Source organism: Frankia sp. AgB1.9 (assembly GCF_016786355.1).
GTDB lineage: Bacteria > Actinomycetota > Actinomycetes > Frankiales > Frankiaceae > Pseudofrankia.
The window spans coordinates 13,022-33,646 of sequence record NZ_JADWYX010000103.1; the positions used below are offsets into that span (position 1 = coordinate 13,022).

Consider the following 20,625-nt stretch of genomic DNA (forward strand, 5'->3'; position numbering starts at 1 on the left):
CCCATTGGCAATGATCTCCTCAGTCGCCGGCAGACCTGGACGGTTCCGACCGAAGCGGCGTTGCGATCTGGCACACTCGTGGACGAAAGATCCATTCGAGCGATCGGGGGCACATGCTCGAGGACGAAGGAGGCGCGTTCTACGTCTCATACGCACCGAACGACGTCGCGTGGGCTGAATGGATCTCCTGGCAGCTGGAGGAAGCCGGCCTGTCTGTGACGTTGGAGGCGTGGGATTTCCTTCCCGGAGGCAATTCGGTTGCCCTTTCGGACCGGGCACTGGCAACAGCAAGGTGCACGATCGCCGTCTTTTCTCGCAACTACCAGAAATACTCGCTGGCATCCTCGCAATGGCAGTCCGCATGGCACCGCGCCCAGGCCGACGAGTCGACCAGACTCCTCCTCGCCAGGATCGACGACATCGAGGTCACCGGCGTGCTGGAGCAAAGTATTCCGGTGAATTTGTTCGCTGCCGCCAGCCCATCCGAGGCACGCTCCCTCCTCCTGGCCGCGGTGCAAGGCAATCGACGTAAGCCAGCCGTCGAGCCAGTCTTCCCAGGCGGCGTGGAGCCGATCTTCCCCGGTCGCCTTCGGGAGCCCTCGCTCCGCGCCGTGGCGGGCGCATCACCAGATCTGGTTCGCGTCGCGGTCGTCGACGCGCATGACGCGAACCGTCACGGCATCGCCGCCGCGATCAGCCAGGACGCCAGAATCGTCGTCTCCGCGGCTCATGAGAGCACGGCTGCGCTGGCCCGCTCCGGAGCTCATTTCGACATATGCGTTATCGGCTACATGAGTGGCGCGCCAGACAAAGGAATACAACACGATCTCGGCGGCCGGCCTGTCGTCGTGCTCTCGCTCGCGCAAGGATGGCAGTACCAGGTCGGAACTTGGCTGCAGGGAGCACGGGCCATCATCGATACCAGGATCGGGGGCCTGCAGATAGCCGAGTTGGTCTGCGCGGCGGCCGACGGCGATCTCATCGATTCGCGGATCGCACGCGCGCTGCTCACCGCAATCGAATTCTTTGAGATAATTCCAGACCCACGGCTGGAACAGATTCTTGCCCGGTGCGCCCAGAACACGCGCCTACGCCAGGTACTGGACGCGCTGGGAGTCGACGCCGGCGAGTTCCAGCAAAAGCTGACGAGTCTCCGGCGGGAGCTTGGATCTGCTCATCGATGGACCTACCCGCACGACACCGTCGAGCCTGACGCCACTCTCGGTCCAGCTTCCAGCTTTGGCCAGGTCGCCCCGGTATCGCTTCCGGCCGAGATACTCGCCGTCACCGGTCTCCAACGAGAACTGCTGGAGCAGTTGGCGGACGGCTACACAGAACAAGAGATAGCGGATGCGCACGGGCTGTCCAGCGTTGATGTCCGCCGTCAGTTCCAACAGGCGATGCAGCGGCTTGGGATTCCGCACGACGACGAGGTGTCTCACCTGTGGTGCGCCCTGTATCTGTTTGGCAGGCACAGGTACCCGGACCGCGCGAGGCGACGAGTGAGCATGCACCGTGCCGAGCTCATATCATCGCCAAGCCGTCGCGCCACACTGTTGCCACGCGAACTCGGAACCGAGGCCTGACGCCATGATCAACGCACTAGCTCTGGTGTCGTTCGCACTGACAACATTCACCTTCACCGACGACTCGCCGCACGTTGGCGTCGTGGACTGGTTCCGGCAGCGGGAAAGCCTCGTCACATTTGATCCCGACCTCCTCTGTGTGACCGTTCTGAACGAGGACCGGTCATTGGCACAGGGAATATTCAACACGACCACGGGAAATTTTGTGGATGGCAGGACCGTACCAGCGGCCAGAGTCCCTCCAGACATCCGCGAGATACACCGCGATAATGTGGTCGTGGTATGGCAGTGACCTGGTTTCTTGCGGTGGATACAGCGGGCAGCCCGGTCACGCCCGCCTAGTAGGGCTTTGTTAGGTCGTTGACCGACCGGTTTCGAGTTGCGTCCAGTCGTGGAGGAGTTCGCGGCCCGGATGCTGGCGGACCTGCCGCGTAAGGACCGGCGAGCGAAGAGCGAGCAGCTGTACCCGCGTGCCTCATGCGTTGACTCGTCGGAGCTGCGGCGGGTGGTCAGTCCCGCCGAGTTGCGCTGGGACGCGGAGCTGGTCGATCTGCTGCGGTCCGCGCGGTCGGGCGGCGGACACGGACGGGTGGAGCCGTCTGGGCGATGTGGTGACCGTGCCGCACGGGGCCGGCGGCCGGATTTCGACCCGCCTGCCTACGGCCGGCGCCGGCCGCGGGCGCTGGTCGAGGCGACTGGCCTGTTCGACGTCGCGGCAGCATGAGGCCCTCTATGTCCGCGACCGTCGCGCCCGGGGCCAGGGTCCGGCCGAGCCGTTGCCGCTTCCGGGGCCCCGAGGCCCGGGCGATGACGGGACCACTCAGGACGCCGACGTCTAGCGGGCCGCGGAGCGTGGCCGTTCGGGTTGAGGCCAGCGGGCTCGCGTCCTGGGGACGTGGCGGTCGTGTTCATGGATGGGCGGGTCGGCGGTGGGCGGCGGGGGTGTGGGGGGCGCCGTAGCGGTCGGCGAGCTGCGCGATGGTGAGTCTGCGGGTGGCGTCCAGCGGTAGCCAGACGGCGGCGGCGGGGTCGGTGTCCTCGGGGTCGCCGCCGGGGTGGATGGGGTGCTCGGGGCTCGCGGTCAGGACCGGAACCCCGGCGTGGGGTGGGCCGGAGGCGAGCCGGGCGCGAAGGTGGGCTTCGCGGGCCGGGGACGGTAGCCACAGCAGCAGGGGGCTACTGATGCCGCTGGCGGTCGCGAGGCGGGCGTAGCCGGGGAGTTTGTCGTGGACGCGGGCGAGGGTCTCGCTGCCGGTGTCGTACTCGACGTGGAAGTCCAACCGGCACTGGCCGGTGTGCCAGGTGCCGTAGCCGTCGGGGCGCACGAAGCCGCCCCACATCGCGGCGGCGCGGGCCTCGGACCACCAGACGGTGAGGCCCTGGCCGGCGGGCAGGGTGCGGCTGGCGTGGGCGAGACCGACGAAGAAGCCGTTGACGCCGATGAGGTGGGCGATCCGCGGGGAGACGAGCAGGGTGAGCAGGGCGTCGCGGCGGTAGCCGAGCTCTGCGAGGGTCAGGCCGCGGTGCGCGGCGAGCAGCCGGGCGCCGGCGGGTCCGAGGGTGTAGTGGAAGCGGCCGGCGTGGGGGCCGTAGAAGGGTTTCGCCCGGTCCAGGACACCGAGCTGGGCCAGGGTGGCGAGGCGGACCTGGGCGGTGCGCAGGTTCTCGAAGCACAGCCGCGTGATCTGGTCGGTGGTCAGGACCTGATGGTCGGCGAGGATGTCGAGCAGCCAGCGGTCACGGGCGGTGAGCCGTCCCGCGAGCGCGAACAGCACCGACTCGCCACCCCCGCCAGCGGTCCGACCCGCCCGGCGGTTCGGGCGGCTCATCGCTGTTCCCCGGTGGTCGTGGCCGTGTCGGCGGGGACTGTCTCGGTAACGGCTCTGTTGCACTTTCGGTGGTGACTGAGTGTTAGCCGAGCAGGATGCGGTGGCGTAGGAGGGGGAATCCGGCGCGGCCGTGCATCTGGCGCATGATTCGTTTGGTTTTGGTGTTGACGCCTTCGGTTCCGCCGTTGTGGTGGGGCAGGGTGAGGGCGGCGGTGACGGCGGCGCGGTCGAAATCCAGGCCGCGGGTGAAGGCATGCAGGTGAGGCAGGTCGGCTTCGCGGGCGTTGGTGATCCATTCGGTCAGGCGGGCGGCGTTCTCGGGGCGGGGGTGCAAGAGGTCCGCGAAGCTGCGGACCAGGCCGGTGAGGTCGATCATCTCCGGGCAGGCGGTCGATAGCTCGTCGAGCCGAGCGCGCTGTGGGTCCGTGAGCGTGTCCGGTTTGGTGAGCAGGAGTCGGGCGACGGCGCGTGGGGAGATCGCGAGTCGGTCGGCCTCGACGCGTCCTTGGGTGATGTAGCGGGCGAGGAGGTTGAAGCTGCCCTGATATCCGAGGGTTTTGATCTCCTCGAAAAGGTGTGGGATCGGGATGGCCGGGTTCTCGGCGCGGCGGCGGCGCAGATGGTCACGGTAGGGGTCGACCAGGGTCGGACGGTATTTCGGGGCGCGGACCAGGCGTTCGGGTTCCGCGACGCGGGCGTAGCGTTTGACGGTGTTCAGGCCGATGTTGAGCCGCCTGGCGCATTCCAGCAGGCCGACGCCCTGGTTGAGCAGGCCGTGGACCTGGTGCCAGCGTTCGCGGGTCGTGCGGGCGAGCGGGCCGTCGTTCAACGGCGGGCCGTGCTTGGCCCAGCAGGCGCTGTGGGCGGCGACGTCTTTGCCGACGGCCTTGGCGAGGTTGTGCCAGATGTGCCAACGGTCGGCCACCTGCACAGCGCCGGGCAGGGCGCGACGGACCGCTTCGGCGTAGGCGCCGGAGCCGTCTCGACAGACGACCTCGACGCCGGCGTGGGCGCGCAGCCACACCTCGACCGCGTCCGCGCTACGCGATGGGATCACGTCGACGCGCCGTCTCGTCATCGCGTCGATCAAGACGGTGGCGTAACGGTGGCGTCGGCGCAACGCGAAGTCGTCCACGCCCAGCACCCGCGGCACGACAAGCGGCGGAACGGGCAGGCGCAGCAGGCAGCGCAGCGCGGTGTTGAACGACAAACAGATCGTCAGCGCCGACAGGACCCGGACGCCCGGACGGCCCGCTAACTCGCGGACCACCGACCCCACCACCCGAGCCAGTCGCCCAGTCCGGCGCTGGTAACGCTCCAGCACGTCGGGTACCTGCTCCCTAAACGTCTGCCGGCAGCCCCGCGTCGGGCACACCAGCCGACGAACCCTCACGACGACGACCACCCGATGCTCGTCGACCGGGAGGTCAGCCACCGTCCGAAGCTGATAGCCATGCACCCGTGAGGACACGTTCCCGCAGGTCGGACACGCCGCCGCCACCTCCGGGGTCCGAGCCCGCACACGAATCAGGTCGCCCTCAACGACCACATCCTCGATCACCAGCGGCGCAAGCCCCGAAAACGCCACCTTCACCAGACGATCCGCACCACACATGACACATCGTGGCCGAACGAATCGGTCACCTCACGAACCCCGAGGACCGACACCCGCACGGACCACAGAACGTCACCACCGAAAGTGGAACAGAGCCGATCTTGAAACAGGCCCTGTCGAAGCGGTGCTCCTGGATGGAGAACCACCAGGCTCGGCACCGGTGGCCTGGCGTGACTCACGAAAGATCTGGGTTAGGGGCCGATCAGACGGTGCTCGACATCCGCAGTCGCATTGATGCGGGCGTCCAGATCAGGCCGTGCGCCTTGGTAGTTCGCGGACGCGCCATCTGTGACGCTCGCGGCAGTCGCCGGGCTGGATCCCGGTCGAGTACACCTGCCGTGGAGAATTGCATGGCCGTCTACAGGCTGGCGACAATTGGTTTACGAGCCCGCACCAAATGATCTGGGAAGTGTCGTTGCGTTGCTCTGGCATAGTGGTCGGCTGGCCGATCAGGCATGAACGAGCTGTGCGTAGTCGTTGCGTGCGGGACCTGGCCGCGGGCCGCCGCTCTTTCGCCCGCGCACCGTCCCACGGGCGGCGACCCGTCCCGGTGGCCACAGTCCACGGCCCGACTGGCCAAGGGTTCTCGACGATCAGCTGCCCTGCCACACCCACATCGAGACCCGCTACGCGACCAACATGATCGAAGCCGATCACGGCCGGTTCAAGGCACGCCCGCGGCCCACGCGCGGGGCTGAAGCTGTCCCGTCGAGAATGATATCTGCCCTGCTCAGCATGGTTGCAGCCGTGGCTGATGGGCAGATTGGCCAGGAGTTTACGTCCCCATAGCCGCAGCATCTTGGGGCCAGCCCACACGGCGGTCGTCACGATCCGTATCGGCGGCGAGAATGGGCGTCGCTCTGCCGAAAGGCGTGGACCTACGCCCGGGCCTCCCGCCACCCAGCGCCAATTCTGACCCGCCGAAGGGTGGGTCATGTCACACGATGGACCGATCGGTCAACGTTGGATCCATCGGGCGTGCGCCGGCGCATTAGGAGCGCGGACGCGTTTTCGTCGTGTCTTCGGCCTGCTATAGCGTCACACCTGTTCCGGAGAGACATCAGAAACGCCGTGTCCAAACACTGAGCAAGGTGGCCGCGTGCCCAGTCAGAACATCACCGTCGGTCTCTCGTCGGCGCGGCGGTCTCTCCGTGGGCCGCGCCCGTGACTCGTCTCCCCATCCCCGTCGGTCACCGACACACGCCCACGATCAGACCAAGGTTCTGCGAATGATGCGCAAGCGACCACCGCCTCGTGGCTCGCAAGGCGACCCCTCCGTCGTCTTCGAGGCCCTGGTACCAGCAGCCCTGACCGCGCTCTGTACGGCGGCCGCGATCCTCCTCGTCACCCCGCAGGCCCGGCGCGCCGTCGCCGTGTGCGGCCTCGCCGCGGTGATCGCGGTCGGCTTGGCAGGCGCCGAGATTCGCCGCCGCCACCGGCGCGAGATCGTCGAGATGCGCCGTCGGCAGGCCGCCACCGAGCAGGAACTCGTGCGCCGCCTGGAGCTGCAGGAGGCCGAGACCCACCGCCTCGCCGTCGAGGTGCTGCCCGCCGCGATCAGCCGGCTGCACCGCGGCGATTCGGTCGAGGAGGCGCTGTCCGGCTCGAGCCAGTCGCCCGCCCTCGGCGTAGCCTTCATCAAGGCGCACGACGACGTGGTCCGCTCGGTCCTCGACGCGGTCAAGGCGGAAGAGGACCTACGGGACTCCGCGCAGCGCGCGTTCGTCAACGTCGCCCGCCGCGTCCAGGCCATCGTGCACCAGCAGTTCCAGGATCTGCGCGAGATGGAGGAGCGGCACGGCGGCAGCCCTGACGTTTTCGACGACCTGCTCCGCCTCGACCACGGCACCGCGCTGATCGGTCGGCTCGCCGACTCGCTCGCCGTGCTCGGTGGGTCCCGCCCCGGCCGGCAGTGGCAGCATCCGGTGCCGCTGTTCAACGTGTTGCGCGGCGCGATGTCCCGGATCACCGACTACCAGCGCGTCGAACTGCACTCGGTGGTCGAGGTCGCCATCTCGGGACCCACCGTCGAACCGCTCATCCATGCGCTCGCCGAGCTGCTGGACAACGCCACCCGGTACTCGCCGCCGCGGACCCGCGTGCACATGACCGCGGTCGAGGTGCAGTCCGGGATCGCGGTCGAGATCGAGGACGGCGGCGTCGGCCTCGGTGAGGAGGCGCGGCTGCGCGCCGAGCGGGTTCTCGCCGAGGTCCGGTCGGGCCTCGACCTCGTCGACCTCGGCGAGAATCCCCACCTTGGCCTGTCCGTGGTCGGACGGCTCGCGCAGACCCACCGTTTCCAGGTCTCGCTACGGCCCTCGGCGTACGGCGGCGTGCGCGCCGTACTGATCATCCCGAGCGAGCTGGCGACTGCCGTGCCGCCGTCCGCGGCCACACCGGGTGCCGCGGTCATGGCGAACCCGAACAAGCCGATGTCCGCCATCGCCCTGCAGCCGGAGGAGCCGCGAAACATCGAGATCAACGTCAACGGCCTGCCGCAGCGCAGGCGTAGCGCCACCGCCCCGCTCGGCGCAGGCAGGAACCAGCAGAGCCTCACCGCGCCGCAGGCCGCCGACCCGTCCCCGGCCGTGTCGAGTGACGCGTCCGCTCCCGCCGCGCCGCCCCCGCCGCCGGGACTGTGGCTCGCCGCGTTCCAGAACGCGGTTTCCGGCGAGATCACGAGCACCACGCACGCCCTGACTGACGACGCGTCGAGCAAGGAAGGCGAGTAGCCGATGGACCACCTGCAGCCCAGCATGGACTGGATGCTCAAGGACCTTGTGGAGAGCGTGCCGGGAACCCGGCATGTCATCGTCCTGACCGCGGACGGCCTGCGGATGGCCCAGTACGACACCGATGTCGACACCGCCGACCGCCTCGCGGCCGCGTGCGCCGGCCTGCAGAGCCTGTCTGCCGCCGTCGCCGCCGAGTTCCCTAAGGGGGACAAGCGGATGCGGCTCGTGGTGATCGAGGCGGGAGGCGGGTTCTTCTACCTCATGGCGGCCGGCGCGCGCGCCTACCTCGCGGTGCTGGCCGACGAAGGCGTGGACGCGGGGCTGATGGGGCAGCAGATGCGCAGTCTCGTCGCACGCATCGGTGAGCACCTCACCAGTCCGCCTCGGATGGAGGAGGAGAGGACGGCCGGGTGACCCCGTCCCCGACCAACGACGCGTCCTCCTCCTGGGAACTGAGCGGCCCCGAGCGCCTGTACGTCATCACCGGCGGGCGCGGCACTTCGGGCCGCCGGGCCGACGTCGACCTGGTCACCCTCGTCGTGGCCCGGGCCGCGGCCCGGCCGGAGATGCAGCCGGAACACGCGTCCATCCTGCGCATGTGCCACTACCCCCTGTCCGTAGCGGAGATCTCGGCGTACCTCAGGCTGCCGTTCAGCGTGGTCACCATCCTGATCTCCGACCTGCTCGCGGACTCGTCCGTCGAGGTGCGCGCCACGGTGCACACCGCCGGAATCCCCGATCGCGAACTGCTCGAGGCGGTGATGTATGGACTCCAGAAGCTCTGAGCCGGCACCCGGACCGGCGCGCGAGGACGCGCTGCCCGCTTCGACCGCCACCGCCGTCAAGATCGTCGTGGTCGGCGGGTTCGGCGTCGGCAAGACGACCATGGTCGGCTCCGTCAGCGAGATCAGACCGCTGACGACCGAGGAAACGATGACCGAGGTCAGCGTCGGCGTGGACGACGTCCGCGGGGTCGAGCAGAAGAACGCGACCACCGTGGCCATGGACTTCGGCCGGATCAGCATCAACTCCGAGCTGGTGCTCTACCTGTTCGGCACGCCCGGCCAACAGCGCTTCTGGTTCCTGTGGGCCGGCCTGTTCGAGGGAGCCCTTGGCGCGGTCGTGCTGGTCGACACCCGGCGGCTCGAGGCGAGCTTCGACGTCATCGGGCGGCTCGAGGCCGGCGGCGTGCCGTTCATCGTGGCCGTCAACGGCTTTCCGGACGCCCCGATCCACCCGCTGGACGAGGTGCGCGCCGCGCTGGACCTGCCGGCCGCCGTGCCGGTCGTCGCGTGCGACGCGCGCAGCCGGGCCTCGAGCAGGGACACCCTGCTGGCCCTCATGCGCTACCTGTACTGGCTGTCCACCCATTCCGCGGCCCCGGTGGCCGCCTCGGCCGCCACGGAGCAGACGTGACGACATCGATTTCCGAATCAGGTGCGGAACCAGGCGCTGCGAACCCACCGCCGGAGTGCCCGGCGCACGCGGCCTTCGCGCAGGGTGCCGCGCTGACCGCGCTCTCCGGCGCGGAGGCACAGCACGATCCCCGCGCGGTCTACGAGAAGCTCCGCGCGGAACACGGCGGAATCGCCCCGGTGGAGCTCGAAGGCGGCGTCCCGGCCTGGCTGGTGCTCGGCTACCGGGAGAACATGGAGGTGGCGCGCACCCCGAGGCGGTTCACCCGGGACGCCCGGCTCTGGCGGGAATGGACCGAGGGCAGGATCGCCGCGGACGACCCACTGCTTCAGCTCATCGGATGGCGTCCAGACGTCGTGTCCTACGACGGCGAGGAGCACCAGCGGCTGCGCGCCGCGGTCAACGAGTGCCTGGCCAGGTTCGACCGGCACGGCACCCGGCGGCACGTGCAGCGCTACGCGCACCAGCTGATCGACGGCTTTGTCGAGGACGGCCGCGCGGACCTGGTAACCCAGTTCGCTGTGTACCTGCCGATGCTCGTGCTGAGCCGGCTGGTCGGCCTGAGCGAGGAGCACGGCCCGAAACTGGTCGAGGCCATCGTCGGCATGGTCAGCGGCGGCGAAGAGGCGTACGCGCACAACCAGTACATCATCAGCACCCTGCGGTCGCTGACCGAGGAGCGGCGCAGGGCCCCCGCACACGACCTGGCGTCCTGGTTCGTTCAGCACCCCTCGGGGCTGAACGACGAGGAGGTGCTCAACCACCTGCGCCTCGTGATCGTGCTGGGCTACGAGGCCACGACGAACCTGGTCTCGAACACGCTGCGGATGGTGCTGACCGACCCTCGCTTCCGCGCGTCGCTCGCCGGTGGGCTCATGACGCTGCCGGACGCGGTCGAGCAGATGCTGTGGGATGATCCGCCGCTGCTGGTCTGCCCGGCCCGGTTCGCCACCCACGACCTGCAGTTCGCCGGCAAGGAGATCCGCGCGGGCGACATGCTGCTGCTCGGCATCGCGGCGGGCAACGTGGATCCGGAGATCCGTCCAGATCTCGACGCGCCGATGCACGGCAACCGCTCGCACCTGGCGTTCAGCTGGGGCCCACACGAGTGCTCGGGACAGGAGATCGCCCGCGCCATCACCGACACGGGCGTCGACGTGCTGCTCAACCGGCTGCCCGACCTGCGTCTCACGGTGCCGCAGGACCAGCTGACCTGGACCGCCTCGACCTGGTCCCGACACCTTGACGCGCTCCCGGTCACGTTCGCCCCGCAGCGCCGCCGCGCCCCGCAGCGCCGCCGCGCCCCGCAGTCTGCGCCAGCTGCCCCGACCGCCTCCGCCCCGGTCGAGCCGAGCGCCGCGAAAGCCGCTCTGGCGGCGGTGGCCGAGGCCGACGCGCAGGCGAAGGCGCACTCCCGCGGTGGCTTCAGGGCCGCGCTGGTCGGCCTGTTCCGCCGTCGGCGCTAAAGGTTGGCGGTCGGCTGACGTACCACCGAGTGGCGCCCGGGAGCGATGCCCGGGCGCCACTCTTTCGTCTCCGACGCGCCGTCAGGCCGCCTGCGGGGAGGTCAGCATGCGGGAGATCTCCTCACGCGGCGGATCCGTGTCCATCAACAACTCGTTGGCGGCGGCCCACGCCTGGTAACCCCAGTTCCAGTCGTCGGCGATCCTCGCACCCATCCGAGCCTGGGCGCGTTCCGCGTCGGTGAACTGCAGCAGGTCGCAGGCCGCGTCAAGGCGCTGCTTCGTGGTGTGTATGGACTGGTCGAGCGTCCGCATCTCGTACTCGCATCGGGCTCGCGCCTCCTGCCAGTCACAGCCCTTCTGCTCGCGGATGATCGTGATCAGGTTGCGCGGGTCGTCACGCTTCGCGTCGCGGACCGAGGAGTACACGTCGTTGCAGTACACGATGATGTCGCTGGCCAACCTGCGCAGCAGGCGCAACTGGGTGCAGTGGTGGATGTGCGGCGCCAGGTAGGTGAAGTTCATCTTCTCGCCGAGCACCAGGCACAGCGGCACCGCGCCGTTTCCCTGGCGTAGTTCGAGGTATTCCTCGACCGTCGTGTTCATGCGCCGATCCCGCATCGCCGCATAAGCGGCCTGCGTGTTGAAGTACCACTCCCAGTGCTCGCTCGCCCGAGCCACCCACTGGTCCGGCGAGCCGACGATCTGCCTGGTCCATAGGTCATGGAAGATCATCCCCACGGGGGACGTCGCGGATCTCCCGTAGAGAATCCCGGTGAGCTCCGCACTGATGACGTTGATGCGGCTGATCTCCGCCGCCAGGTCGTCGGTGAAGTCGTCGTAGATCCGGAAGAAGGCATGGATGTCGTAGGCGAGTTCCAACTCCGGCAGCGGGGCCAGCGGGTACACCCAGCCCGATAGCGTGGCATACCTCTCGGCCCGGGGTGTGTGGACCTGGAAGCGGGTGAGCCATGCGGCGGTGTGCGCCAGGGCTTCGGCGGCGTTCTTGTTCGGCTGCCAGGAGCGCGCACCTTCGTGCACTGTGAGGATCTGCTCGCCATTCATCGTCCTTGACCTGTCTCCTGTGTAAGGAAGGTTGATCACCGATCACTCTTGCTCTTCTGAGGCGCGGCGTCGGTACTCCTGGAGCCACGGGGTCGTAGGCCGCTCCAAGGAGACGTCAGGGTTGGAGAAGGTCATAATCGCAGGCTAGAAGCCTGCATGCGATCTTCGCGCGGATGGCTGAGAGGTCAATGCCGGCGGTGACACCGACGTCGCCCCGATTTCGGTGACAGGTCTGGTGATGAAGGACCGCCCCCGGTCAAGGTGACGGACCGTGACGGAACAGGGCATGCGCACAGGCGACCGGCCACCCGCCAGGGTCGGGATTGTTGAAGTCATTTCCCCAGTCCCAGGAGACTTCGTTACCGACCCAGTTTGCCAGGTCTCGCGGTCGCAGACACGAAGTCCGGGCAGGCCGAACTTCGTGGTAGGTCTCACGGGAACCCGGCAAAGGCGCCGTATGAGAAGCCACAACATCAGCTCTCGGACACCGAGAAGGCAAAGCGGTCGATGGCTATGGACGCGAACGGCGCCGGACTCTGAAGGATGCGACGGGACCGTAAGGGTGCTGAGCTGGGCGAACAGCCTGTCAGGGATCCCGACGGGTCAAGGCTCGCCCGTGGCAGGACAGACCTCTTCTGCGGCGTCAGATCTTCGGCGGCAAGCCGACTCGCGGTCCAGTCCGAGACGGCGATCGGGCCCGCCGCGCCGGCCCGCGCGCAGCCCGGCCCGCACCGCCTCCGCTCACGCCGCCTGGAGGTCATCGGCGGTGGCGTCGAGGGCGTCGGCATAGGCCCGAGCGTCGTCGGTGAACGCGACCTCGGCGATACGACCCTGCAGGACCTGGCGGCGGACGTCCTCCCGAAAGCGGGCCGTCGCCGTCGCGATCGCGGCCTCCCGCCGGCGGATGGCCTCGGTCTCCCAGCGTCGTTCTTCCTGGCGGTGGGCGATCAGCCGTTCCGCCCACCGTTCGCCGCCACGTCCGCCACCACGGCGGACCTTCCCCCGCACCATCCCGGTCATCGCCGCCAGAATCGATGACGACAGCGCGGCACCGGCGTCTCCCCACCGCACGCCTAGGCGGTCGGAGCGTGGAGGTGTGCCGGGCCGCATGCCCGTGATGCTGGCTCTCTGCGAGGGCGTGGACCCTTCGGATGGACATCGGGGGCGACGTCGGCGCTGCGGACAGCAGCCAGGTGTTGAGATCGCCGATAACGGCCTCAGGGGTGAGGGCGCTGGTAGTCCACGGTGCGCCACGCGACGGTCAGCGGCTAGGCCGCGGGCCGGCCAGAGCGGATCGCGAGGAACACCGCGCGCTGTTCCTTCTCGTCGAGCGCCTGCAGGTTATCGATCACGGGATGGACAGTGTCGGGCCTCGTCCCGCGACAGGTGGGCGGGTGGATGGGCTGGTTAAAGTGTGGGTGCGCGTTCGAGGACGCGTCCGGGCCCGCGGGAAGGACTGAGTCCACCTCGACGTATGTCGCACGGCCTGTGGGATGTCATCTTCTTCACGCCTCCAGCCGCGGGCCGGGACGGCGACGTGAGGAGATGGCATGGCCAGTCGTCCACTGCCGGTAACACCCAATCTCGACCAGCTTCGCCGCCAGGCGAAGGAACTGCGCGACGCTGCCCGTGCCGGCGACCGGGTCGCGTGGGAGCGGATCGCCGCCCGGGTTGATGTGCGCTCGCAGGCGCCGGTGAGTCTGTCGGTCGCGCAGGTGGTTCTCGCCCGCGAGTACGGGTTCGCCAGCTGGCCACGGCTGAAAGCCGAGGCCGAGGCGAAGGCACTGGATCGGGTCGGACGGGTCGAGGCGTTCCTGACGGCGAGCGTTACCGTTCGCGACGGCCTGGCTGAGCGGCTGCTGGCCGGGGATCCCACGATCGTCGGGTTCGACGCCGCGACCGCCGCTGTGGTCGGCGATGCCGCCACGTTGGGCAGGCTGATCGCGGCCGATCCGGCGGCGGTGAGCCGGCCGGTCGGCGGCCAGGGGTGGCCGCCCTTGTTGTACGTGTGTCATTCGCGCTGGCACCGGATCGACCCCGACCGGGCCGACGGCTTGCTGGCGGCGGCCCGGTTGCTGCTCACGGCGGGCGCGGACCCGAACACCGCGGTCCGCCGCGGCGGAGGCGGGCTGACCACCGCGCTGTATGGGGCGGTAGGGGTGGCGGACAACCCGGCGGTGACCCGGCTGTTGTTGGAAGCGGGCGCCGACCCTGATGACGGCGAGTCGGCGTATCACGCGGTCTTCCACCCGGACACGGCCTGTCTGCGGCTGCTGGTCGAGTTCGGTCTGGGCGCTGGTGACGCGACGCGGGCGTTGCCCGGAGCGCTCGGCCGCGACAACCGCGAGGCCGTGCGGCTGCTGCTGGCGGCCGGCGCGGACCCGGGCCGCGCCCACCCCAACGAGCCGGCGCCCACCGGCCTGCTACCGGACCGGACCCTGAACCCGCTACCAGCCGCAGCGGGCAGCGACAGCCCGGCGGTCATTGAGGCGCTACTCGCGGCGGGCGCCGACCCGAACGCCGTGGGCCGCGACGGCCTGTCAGCCCGACGCATCGCGGTCCGCCGCGGCCGGGACGACGTCGCCGCCGTCCTGGCCTGCTACGGCGCCGCGGACGACGCCACACCTGTCGATCGACTGCTCGGCGCGTGCCGACGCGGCGACGGTCAGGAGGCACGCCGGCTGCTCGCCGACCATCCTGACCTTCGGCGCCAGCTCAGCAGAGACGATCACGCGGGGCTCGTGGACGCCGCTGAGTACGCCGGCGCCGGCCCGGTCGCTCTCATGCTCGATCTCGGTTTCCCCGTCGGGGTGCACCGGCCCGAGGACGGCGCGACCGCCCTGCACGCCGCCAGCTACACCGGCCGCCTCGACGCGGTCCGGCTGCTCCTCGACCACGGCGCCGACATCGACGCCGCCGACCAGCAGTGGGGAGCGACCCCGCTGGCATGGGCAACGGTCGGTAGCGGCGAACGCCCCGCCTACAGCCCAGACGGCGACTGGGCTGCCACCGTCAGCCTCCTGCTAACTGCCGGGGCGACCCGGGACGGTGCCTGGGTCGGGGGCAAGCCGCCCACCGACGAGGTCGCCGTTCTGCTCGCCGGCTACGGCATCGGCGAGCCAGACGACGATGCATCGTCAACTCCAGCCGAGCCACCGGCGAAGGCTGCACCTCCCACGCCAGCGGCCCGCCGGATCAGCGAGCAGCTCCGCACGGCGTTCGACACCAGCGACAACCAGGCGCTCGCCGACGTGTTGCACCCCGACGTCCGCTGGGGCGGCGGACCAACCGGCTGCCATAGCCGCGCCCACGTCCTGGAGTGGTACCAACTGCTGCGCGCCCAAGGGGTCAGCGCCACCGTCGAGACGATGACGATCCACGGTGACACGATCACCCTCGGCCTCGCCGTCACCCACGCCGGGCAGACCGAGCGCCCCGCGGACCCGGCGAATCTCTTCTATCAAGCGTTCACCGTCGCCGACGACGCCGTGGTCGAGATCCGCGACGCGAACGAGCACCACCCGTAGAACGGTCCCGCCGAGCCCTAGCGCCGGTGCCGGGACCTGCCCGGCACCGGCACACGAGTGTCGGGCAGGCTCACCACCGTCCTCGCGGCTTGCCCCAAACCCACAACAGGCCTGTCCACTCCGGTTGACAAGATGAGTATTGTCAACTGAAGATGACAGCATGCGGGAAGCAACAACCTTGGCGGCGGCTGCCGCCCACGACGACCCGGAGATCGGGCTCGCGGCGATCGTGGCGCTCCGCGAGCTGCTGGACCAGTTGGAAGCGCTACAGGTCGCCTCGGCGCGCGAGCACGGCTGGACATGGGAACGGATCGCGACCGCGCTGGGGCTCACCCGGCAGGGTGTGCACAAGAAGTACGCCCCACGGCGGCTGCCCGGACGCAGGCAGCCATGAGCCGGCCCAACGCCCGCGGCGGCGCCGGGCCTCGGACATACCTGGCTCGGCCGATCGGCCCGGTGCTGACCGCGGCGCGGGAGGAAGCCGGCCAGGCCCGCCATGGCTACGTCGGGGTCGAGCATCTACTGATCGCGTTGACCCGGGAGCAGACGGGCTCGACGTCGCGGCTACTCGCCGAGCACAGCGTCACCTACCCACGGACGCGCGACGCGGTCTGGCTCGTCGTCGGGTCCGGTCGTGGCGACGGGCCACGCTGGGACGCCGGAACACTGCTAGCCACCCTGGGCATCGATCTCGACGAGATCCGCCGTCAGGTCGACGCGCGGTTCGGGCCGGACCCGATACATCGGCTCTACACCAGCGAGGTCGGCTGGAACCTCCGTCCCCGCGGCCCGCTGTGCGAACCGCCACTGACCCCCCAGCTCAAACGCACCCTGGACAACACCCTCGGACGGTGCTGGGACGCCACACCTCCCCAGCTGCACCAGCGCCTGCTCCTCGCCACCCTCGACGCACAGAGCACCGGCCTGGGCCGGGTACTCGACGAGCTGGACGTATCCCTGCCGCTGCTGCGCGCAGCGGTCGCCACGCACCTGCCGATCGCCAGCTAACCGGCAGCGGCCCGCAACGCGGCGAGCACCCACTCGTCCGGCGGACTGCCAAACAACCCCTCCGCCGTCGCATACACCCGGCACTGAAGCCCAAAATCACCTCGACCGGCCGCTGCCGGGTCAACATCCCGGCCGTTGATCCGCAGCGTCGGTGAGCCGAGGAAACGTTCGGCCTGCGCGGTCTGGTCGTCGCCTACCCGACGTGCCCGCACCGGCGCGGACACCCCGGCCCGCTCCAACAGCTCACCCAAATGGGCGAGAAACGGGCCGTGGTTCGGGCAGCCGTCGACATACAGGACCTCGATCAGCATCGCCACCACCCCGTCACACACGGCATCGACGATCAGCATCCGTCCGTCAGCACAGACGCGACACGTTCAAGGACGATCTACCACCAAGGTCCGCGATGGCGGCAGCCGGTGGTACCCCGCATCCACCGTCCTGACCTCCGCGCCTGCGTAGGCCGGAGAAGTCGGCTGCCAGCGCTCACCACCCCGCCCGGCCTCAGCCGCCTTCGCTCTCCACAGGACGGCTCAGGCTCGCGGTGTTAATCAGGCGGCGTCGGCCGCCGCGGGTGCCGGCGTGACCATCGCGGCGAGTGCCGCCATGGCGTTGGGTACCGGTCGGTAGTAGGCCCAGACGCCGCGTATGTCGCGGCTGATCAGACCGGCGTCGACGAGGACCTTCAGGTGGTGGCTGACGGTCGGCAGGGTCAGGCCGAGGGGTTCGGTGAGTTCGCAGATGCAGGCTTCGCCACCGTCGCGCGCGTAGATCATCGACAGGAGTCGTAGACGGGCCGGCACGGCGATGGCCTTCAGGACGGCGGCGAGCTGGTCGGCCTCCGCCGCGGACAGCGGCTCGTGGGCCAGTGGTGTGCAACAGGCGGACATCGCCCCGAGGAGGCCGGGTCCCGGTTCCGGCTCGGCCTCGCGGGTCGCGGGTCGTGTTGCCGCGGCGACCGGTGTCCTCGAGAACGCACCCAAAACCGCGGCCCGGGTCGCGGTCACCGGATGGATGCGTGTCCTGTCCGGCCTCAAGACCCTCCTCGAAACCGGCCAGCCCCTGCACGCGGGCTAACCCACGAAGCCGACCTCCACGATTGCCACATCGGTGGCCGTGCTCCCGCCACCGGGCGAACCGGACAACGACGGCCCGCCGCCGCCCACAACATCGCTGATCCGATGAGGACAGCGCGATGGCGAGCTGCGGTCATTTCGCTGGGAGCTGTTCGACGAACTCGAGTGAGCGGCGCAGCCAGGCTGCCAGGGCCCGGTCGGTGAGGGCATCGGGAGCGGCGGTGATCCAACCAGCCATCGGCCGGCCCGTGAAGTCGAGCAACCGCGCCCCAGGCTCCGCGAGCACGGCAGATGGCGGGACTCTCTAGGCTGGCCTCTTCAGGGCCCGGCGTTGGCTGGGTGGTGAGAAAGGTGTCCGCGGTGGCGGAGCGGGAGTTGGCCGAGGCCCAGCGCGAGCACTGGCAGCGGACCTACGGCGAGAACCCCGCCATGTACGGTCAGGAACCATCGCAGCCGGCCGTCCACGCGGCCAAAGCGTTCCGCGCGGCCGACGCCCGTAGGGTGCTGGAGCTGGGCGCCGGCCACGGCCGCGACGCGCTGTATTTCGCCCGCACGGGCTTCACCGTGGTGGCTACCGATTTCAGTGTGGTGGGCCTGGAGCATTTGCGCTCGGCTGCTGGTAGTCAGGGCACGGCGGAGCGGATCGTCACGGCCGCCCATGACGTCCGCGAGCCATTGCCACTGAGGGACGGATCCGTGGACGCGGTGTTCGCGCACATGCTGCTGAGCATGGCCCTGGCCACCGCGGAGATCCACGCGGTGGTCGAGGAGGTGCGCCGGGTGCTGCGACCGGGCGGCGTCTTCGTCTACACCGTGCGGCATACCGGCGACGCCCATCACCGGGCCGGGACCAGCCACGGCGACGACATCTGGGAGCACGGCGGTTTCGCCGTGCACTTTTTCGCCCGCGACCTGATCGACGACCTCGCCACCGGCTGGACACTGAACGAGGTGCACGCCTTCGAGGAAGGCGCCCTGCCCCGGCGGCTGTGGCGCATCACCCAGACCCTGCCCCGATAGCCGCCCACGCCACGCCAGAGCCCCTGGAGCTCGACCGCGCAGAACGGACACCGGCAGGGCACGTACGACGGCTACAAGGGGCCAGGTGGGAGCGGTCAGTCACCCCAGCCGGACTTGGTTCTCCTACGCCCCGGCGCACTGCCGCGACGCACGAACGCGAGAGCCGCACCGGCGGCGAGGAGTGCCGCGAGCGCCGCGAAGCCGTAGGTGAGTGTGGTGAGGGAGGCGACGGTGGCGACGAGCAGCGGGCCGCCCGCGTCGCCGAGTTCACGGCCGAGCTCGGCGGCGCCCATGGTCTGGCCTAGGCGTTCGGTAGGGGTGCTCGCGGCGAGCGCCGCGAAACCCAGCGGGGTGATCAGACCTACCCCCACGCCGATCAGCGCGGCGCCGACAAGCACGCCGGCGAGGCCGGGCAGCATCGCGCCGGTCAGACCCGCGGCGGTGACCGCCAGGCCCGCGGCCAGACCAGAACGAGTCGTCAGGCGCCGCTGATCGAGGGCACGTCCTGCCCATGGCTGAACGACGGCCGCGCACGCGGCGACGACAGAGACAGCCGCCCCGGTCACCGGCGCGCCCAGCCCTGCCACCCGGCCTGAAACCGGCAGGAAACCGACCCCGACGGAAAGAGCCGCCGTCGCGCCGGCCAGCGCGGCGGTCGGGGCGAGGAAGTCCGTGTCAGCCAACCGCCGGGCCAGATCTGCCACGGTCTGGCGGGACCTGGGCAGCGGCGCCACGACCGGCACGGCCAGCGCCGCCCACAGCGCGACCGTGACGCCAAGCACGGCCAGCACCGTGAACAGCAGTTGTATACCGCCAGCCCACACCAGCACCCCGCCCAGCAGCGGGCCCAGGGTGTAACCGATCGACTTGTAGAACCCATAGGAGCCGAACGCACGCCCATGCTTGGCCGCCGGATTCAGCCGGGCCACCAGCGCCGAGGCCGACGGGGAGAAAGCCGACGCCGCGGCGCCCTGGCCAAGACGCGCGGCCCACAGCCAGCCAGGACTGTCCGCCACCGCATACAGCGCAGACGCGAGAGCAAAAGCCATCAGCCCACCGAGCAGCACCGGCCGGGCACCGACGCGGTCAGCGAGACCACCGAACACCGGTTTGAGCAGCACCTCAGCCCCGTCATACAGGGCCAGCAGCCCACCGAGCACCAGAAGCGAGGTGACAGCGTGCCCGGAGGCCGCGCCGAGGTTGGCGGCGATGCCATGCGCACCGAACGCGGTGGTGAACCCGGCCGCGTACAGCGGCCACATCTGCCCAGCCGGCGCCGCGGGCGCCATCGCTGACCGTGTCATCGGTCATGCAGCGCGCGCAAGACGCGCTGATCCCGTCCCGGATAGCCGATCACGTTCCGGCGCTATCCCACGAACTGTCGTACGCCGGCATCTCGTCGGTGATCACACCGTAGGGCGCACCACCCGAGGTGCGGCCCACCACGAAGAACACCCTGCCGTTCAGGATGGTCCACCACTCGTCGTCGACTTGGTCGCCGCCATTCTCGGCGTGACCGCGTCGGATCGCCGGGGGGCGTTGTGCCCATTGGCGCGACGAGTCTGGCAACGCGAACCCGAGCGCGGTGAGGTCGTCGTAGGCGGTATGGCGGTCGACGCCGTACCGCTTGGCGTAGCTATTCACGGTCACTACCGCGCCGGAACGGATCCACTCTCGCGCCGAGTCACGCCGTTGCCGCTGAGGCATCCGGTGACGTCGCGGCTGCACGCTCGGATGCTACCGCCGGCCGGGTGCCGTTCCCGCCCGGCGGACAGGCGGCGAGCCCGGTTCGTACGCGCCCTCGATGAAGGCGCCAGCACTCACCAGCGTGATGAACAAGCAAACCGCCGAGAACACGATGCGCGAAAAGCCCATCCCCTCGGCCCCCCGGAGGACCGTCCAGCCCGACACGGCATCGCCCAGCGCGGTCACCAGACCACCCGCGGACCCGGCCAGCCCACCAACCCGCTGGGACCGTCCTCACCGACCACAGGCAACGGGTCCAGGGTCCGACTATCCAGCCGCCACCCTGGTGCCACCTGCGCCGAACATCAATCTACGGACACCCCGCGCACCGCCGACCGGGCAGGAGCCAAGGCAAGCGACGGGCTCCGCCGGCCACCACGCCTCGGCCCCGTCGCACCGCCAGGCGCCAGGCGCCAGGTCGAGCGTGCGGCCCACACCTGCCAGCGCTAACCCCGTCGCGGCGGGCCTGTTTCAAGATCGGTGTTTCCGGCCCGACACGCCGGGCCGAGGTCCGGCGGGATGGGCACTGTGAGTGATGA

At 69.7% G+C, this 20,625-nt stretch carries 22 protein-coding genes; 12 read left to right on the plus strand and 10 right to left on the minus strand.

Annotated elements, in window-relative coordinates; genetic code table 11:
- Positions 1 to 113 precede the first annotated feature (113 nt).
- From I6A60_RS30890 to I6A60_RS30900, 3 genes are all read left to right on the plus strand, one after another.
- Positions 114 to 1,586, plus strand: coding sequence for a TIR domain-containing protein (locus I6A60_RS30890; RefSeq protein ID WP_203021380.1), 1,473 nt, complete (start codon positions 114 to 116; stop codon positions 1,584 to 1,586).
- 4 nt (positions 1,587 to 1,590) lie between these two features.
- Entirely contained in the window at positions 1,591 to 1,878 is a 288-nt protein-coding gene (locus tag I6A60_RS30895) for a hypothetical protein (RefSeq protein ID WP_203021379.1), read from the plus strand.
- 99 nt (positions 1,879 to 1,977) lie between these two features.
- Positions 1,978 to 2,310, plus strand: coding sequence for a hypothetical protein (locus I6A60_RS30900; protein ID WP_203021393.1), 333 nt, complete (start codon positions 1,978 to 1,980; stop codon positions 2,308 to 2,310).
- Between the two features lie 184 nt (positions 2,311 to 2,494).
- On the opposite strand, the gene I6A60_RS30905 is transcribed toward I6A60_RS30900, so the two are convergent.
- Both I6A60_RS30905 and I6A60_RS30910 read right to left on the minus strand, forming a co-directional pair.
- Positions 2,495 to 3,415 carry a replication-relaxation family protein gene (locus I6A60_RS30905; protein WP_203021378.1) on the minus strand — a complete coding sequence of 307 codons (921 nt, stop codon included), beginning with the start codon at positions 3,413 to 3,415 and terminating at the stop codon, positions 2,495 to 2,497.
- A gap of 82 nt (positions 3,416 to 3,497) precedes the next feature.
- Positions 3,498 to 5,030 carry an ISL3 family transposase gene (locus I6A60_RS30910; protein WP_203021377.1) on the minus strand — a complete coding sequence of 511 codons (1,533 nt, stop codon included), beginning with the start codon at positions 5,028 to 5,030 and terminating at the stop codon, positions 3,498 to 3,500.
- A gap of 1,229 nt (positions 5,031 to 6,259) precedes the next feature.
- On the opposite strand from I6A60_RS30910, the gene I6A60_RS30915 reads away from it, so the two are divergent.
- From I6A60_RS30915 to I6A60_RS30935, 5 genes are read left to right on the plus strand one after another with little or no spacing between them, the layout of a single operon-like run.
- Positions 6,260 to 7,762 carry an ATP-binding protein gene (locus tag I6A60_RS30915; RefSeq protein WP_203021376.1) on the plus strand — a complete coding sequence of 501 codons (1,503 nt, stop codon included), beginning with the start codon at positions 6,260 to 6,262 and terminating at the stop codon, positions 7,760 to 7,762.
- Positions 7,763 to 7,765: 3 nt separating this feature from the next.
- Positions 7,766 to 8,179 carry a roadblock/LC7 domain-containing protein gene (locus tag I6A60_RS30920; protein WP_203021375.1) on the plus strand — a complete coding sequence of 138 codons (414 nt, stop codon included), beginning with the start codon at positions 7,766 to 7,768 and terminating at the stop codon, positions 8,177 to 8,179.
- Positions 8,176 to 8,550, plus strand: coding sequence for a DUF742 domain-containing protein (locus I6A60_RS30925; RefSeq protein WP_203021374.1), 375 nt, complete (start codon positions 8,176 to 8,178; stop codon positions 8,548 to 8,550). Before I6A60_RS30920 ends, I6A60_RS30925 begins: the two co-directional genes overlap by 4 nt.
- Positions 8,531 to 9,181: an ATP/GTP-binding protein gene (locus I6A60_RS30930; RefSeq protein WP_203021373.1), complete on the plus strand. Its 651-nt coding sequence runs from the start codon at positions 8,531 to 8,533 to the stop codon at positions 9,179 to 9,181. Before I6A60_RS30925 ends, I6A60_RS30930 begins: the two co-directional genes overlap by 20 nt.
- Complete coding sequence (locus tag I6A60_RS30935; RefSeq protein WP_203021372.1) at positions 9,178 to 10,647, plus strand: cytochrome P450; 1,470 nt, start codon at positions 9,178 to 9,180, stop codon at positions 10,645 to 10,647. Before I6A60_RS30930 ends, I6A60_RS30935 begins: the two co-directional genes overlap by 4 nt.
- A gap of 81 nt (positions 10,648 to 10,728) precedes the next feature.
- Here I6A60_RS30935 and I6A60_RS30940 read toward each other — a convergent pair whose 3' ends face one another.
- On the minus strand, positions 10,729 to 11,709 hold the full coding sequence (locus tag I6A60_RS30940; RefSeq protein ID WP_203021371.1) for a terpene synthase family protein: 981 nt from the start codon (positions 11,707 to 11,709) through the stop codon (positions 10,729 to 10,731).
- A 741-nt stretch (positions 11,710 to 12,450) separates the two neighbouring features.
- A complete protein-coding gene (locus tag I6A60_RS30945; protein ID WP_203021370.1) occupies positions 12,451 to 12,780 on the minus strand; it encodes a hypothetical protein in 330 nt (109 codons plus the stop codon).
- Between the two features lie 479 nt (positions 12,781 to 13,259).
- Between I6A60_RS30945 and I6A60_RS30950 the strand changes: the two genes are divergently transcribed.
- From I6A60_RS30950 to I6A60_RS30960, 3 genes are all read left to right on the plus strand, one after another.
- On the plus strand, positions 13,260 to 15,236 hold the full coding sequence (locus tag I6A60_RS30950) for an ankyrin repeat domain-containing protein (RefSeq protein ID WP_203021369.1): 1,977 nt from the start codon (positions 13,260 to 13,262) through the stop codon (positions 15,234 to 15,236).
- A 160-nt stretch (positions 15,237 to 15,396) separates the two neighbouring features.
- Positions 15,397 to 15,630 (plus strand): helix-turn-helix domain-containing protein, encoded by a 234-nt coding sequence (locus I6A60_RS30955; RefSeq protein WP_203021368.1) that lies wholly within the window; start codon positions 15,397 to 15,399, stop codon positions 15,628 to 15,630.
- Positions 15,627 to 16,244 (plus strand): Clp protease N-terminal domain-containing protein, encoded by a 618-nt coding sequence (locus I6A60_RS30960; RefSeq protein ID WP_203021367.1) that lies wholly within the window; start codon positions 15,627 to 15,629, stop codon positions 16,242 to 16,244. Before I6A60_RS30955 ends, I6A60_RS30960 begins: the two co-directional genes overlap by 4 nt.
- Here I6A60_RS30960 and I6A60_RS30965 read toward each other — a convergent pair.
- The 3 genes from I6A60_RS30965 to I6A60_RS30975 all read right to left on the minus strand — a co-directional run bounded on the left by I6A60_RS30965 (position 16,241) and on the right by I6A60_RS30975 (position 17,606).
- Positions 16,241 to 16,594: a hypothetical protein gene (locus I6A60_RS30965; protein ID WP_203021366.1), complete on the minus strand. Its 354-nt coding sequence runs from the start codon at positions 16,592 to 16,594 to the stop codon at positions 16,241 to 16,243. The two genes, I6A60_RS30960 and I6A60_RS30965, sit on opposite strands and share 4 nt — an antisense overlap.
- A gap of 201 nt (positions 16,595 to 16,795) precedes the next feature.
- On the minus strand, positions 16,796 to 17,134 hold the full coding sequence (locus tag I6A60_RS30970) for a helix-turn-helix transcriptional regulator (RefSeq protein WP_203021365.1): 339 nt from the start codon (positions 17,132 to 17,134) through the stop codon (positions 16,796 to 16,798).
- A 319-nt stretch (positions 17,135 to 17,453) separates the two neighbouring features.
- Complete coding sequence (locus tag I6A60_RS30975) at positions 17,454 to 17,606, minus strand: hypothetical protein (protein ID WP_203021364.1); 153 nt, start codon at positions 17,604 to 17,606, stop codon at positions 17,454 to 17,456.
- 5 nt (positions 17,607 to 17,611) lie between these two features.
- Here I6A60_RS30975 and I6A60_RS30980 point away from each other — a divergent pair, with 5 nt between their 5' ends.
- Positions 17,612 to 18,340 carry a class I SAM-dependent methyltransferase gene (locus tag I6A60_RS30980; protein WP_203021363.1) on the plus strand — a complete coding sequence of 243 codons (729 nt, stop codon included), beginning with the start codon at positions 17,612 to 17,614 and terminating at the stop codon, positions 18,338 to 18,340.
- 95 nt (positions 18,341 to 18,435) lie between these two features.
- Here I6A60_RS30980 and I6A60_RS30985 read toward each other — a convergent pair whose 3' ends face one another.
- The 3 genes from I6A60_RS30985 to I6A60_RS30995 form a co-directional block, all read right to left on the minus strand.
- Positions 18,436 to 19,644, minus strand: a complete 1,209-nt coding sequence (locus I6A60_RS30985) for an MFS transporter (RefSeq protein WP_203021362.1) — start codon at positions 19,642 to 19,644, stop codon at positions 18,436 to 18,438.
- Between the two features lie 49 nt (positions 19,645 to 19,693).
- Positions 19,694 to 19,984 (minus strand): hypothetical protein, encoded by a 291-nt coding sequence (locus I6A60_RS30990; RefSeq protein WP_203042485.1) that lies wholly within the window; start codon positions 19,982 to 19,984, stop codon positions 19,694 to 19,696.
- A 93-nt stretch (positions 19,985 to 20,077) separates the two neighbouring features.
- Positions 20,078 to 20,272 carry a hypothetical protein gene (locus I6A60_RS30995; RefSeq protein ID WP_203021360.1) on the minus strand — a complete coding sequence of 65 codons (195 nt, stop codon included), beginning with the start codon at positions 20,270 to 20,272 and terminating at the stop codon, positions 20,078 to 20,080.
- Positions 20,273 to 20,625: the final 353 nt, after the last annotated feature.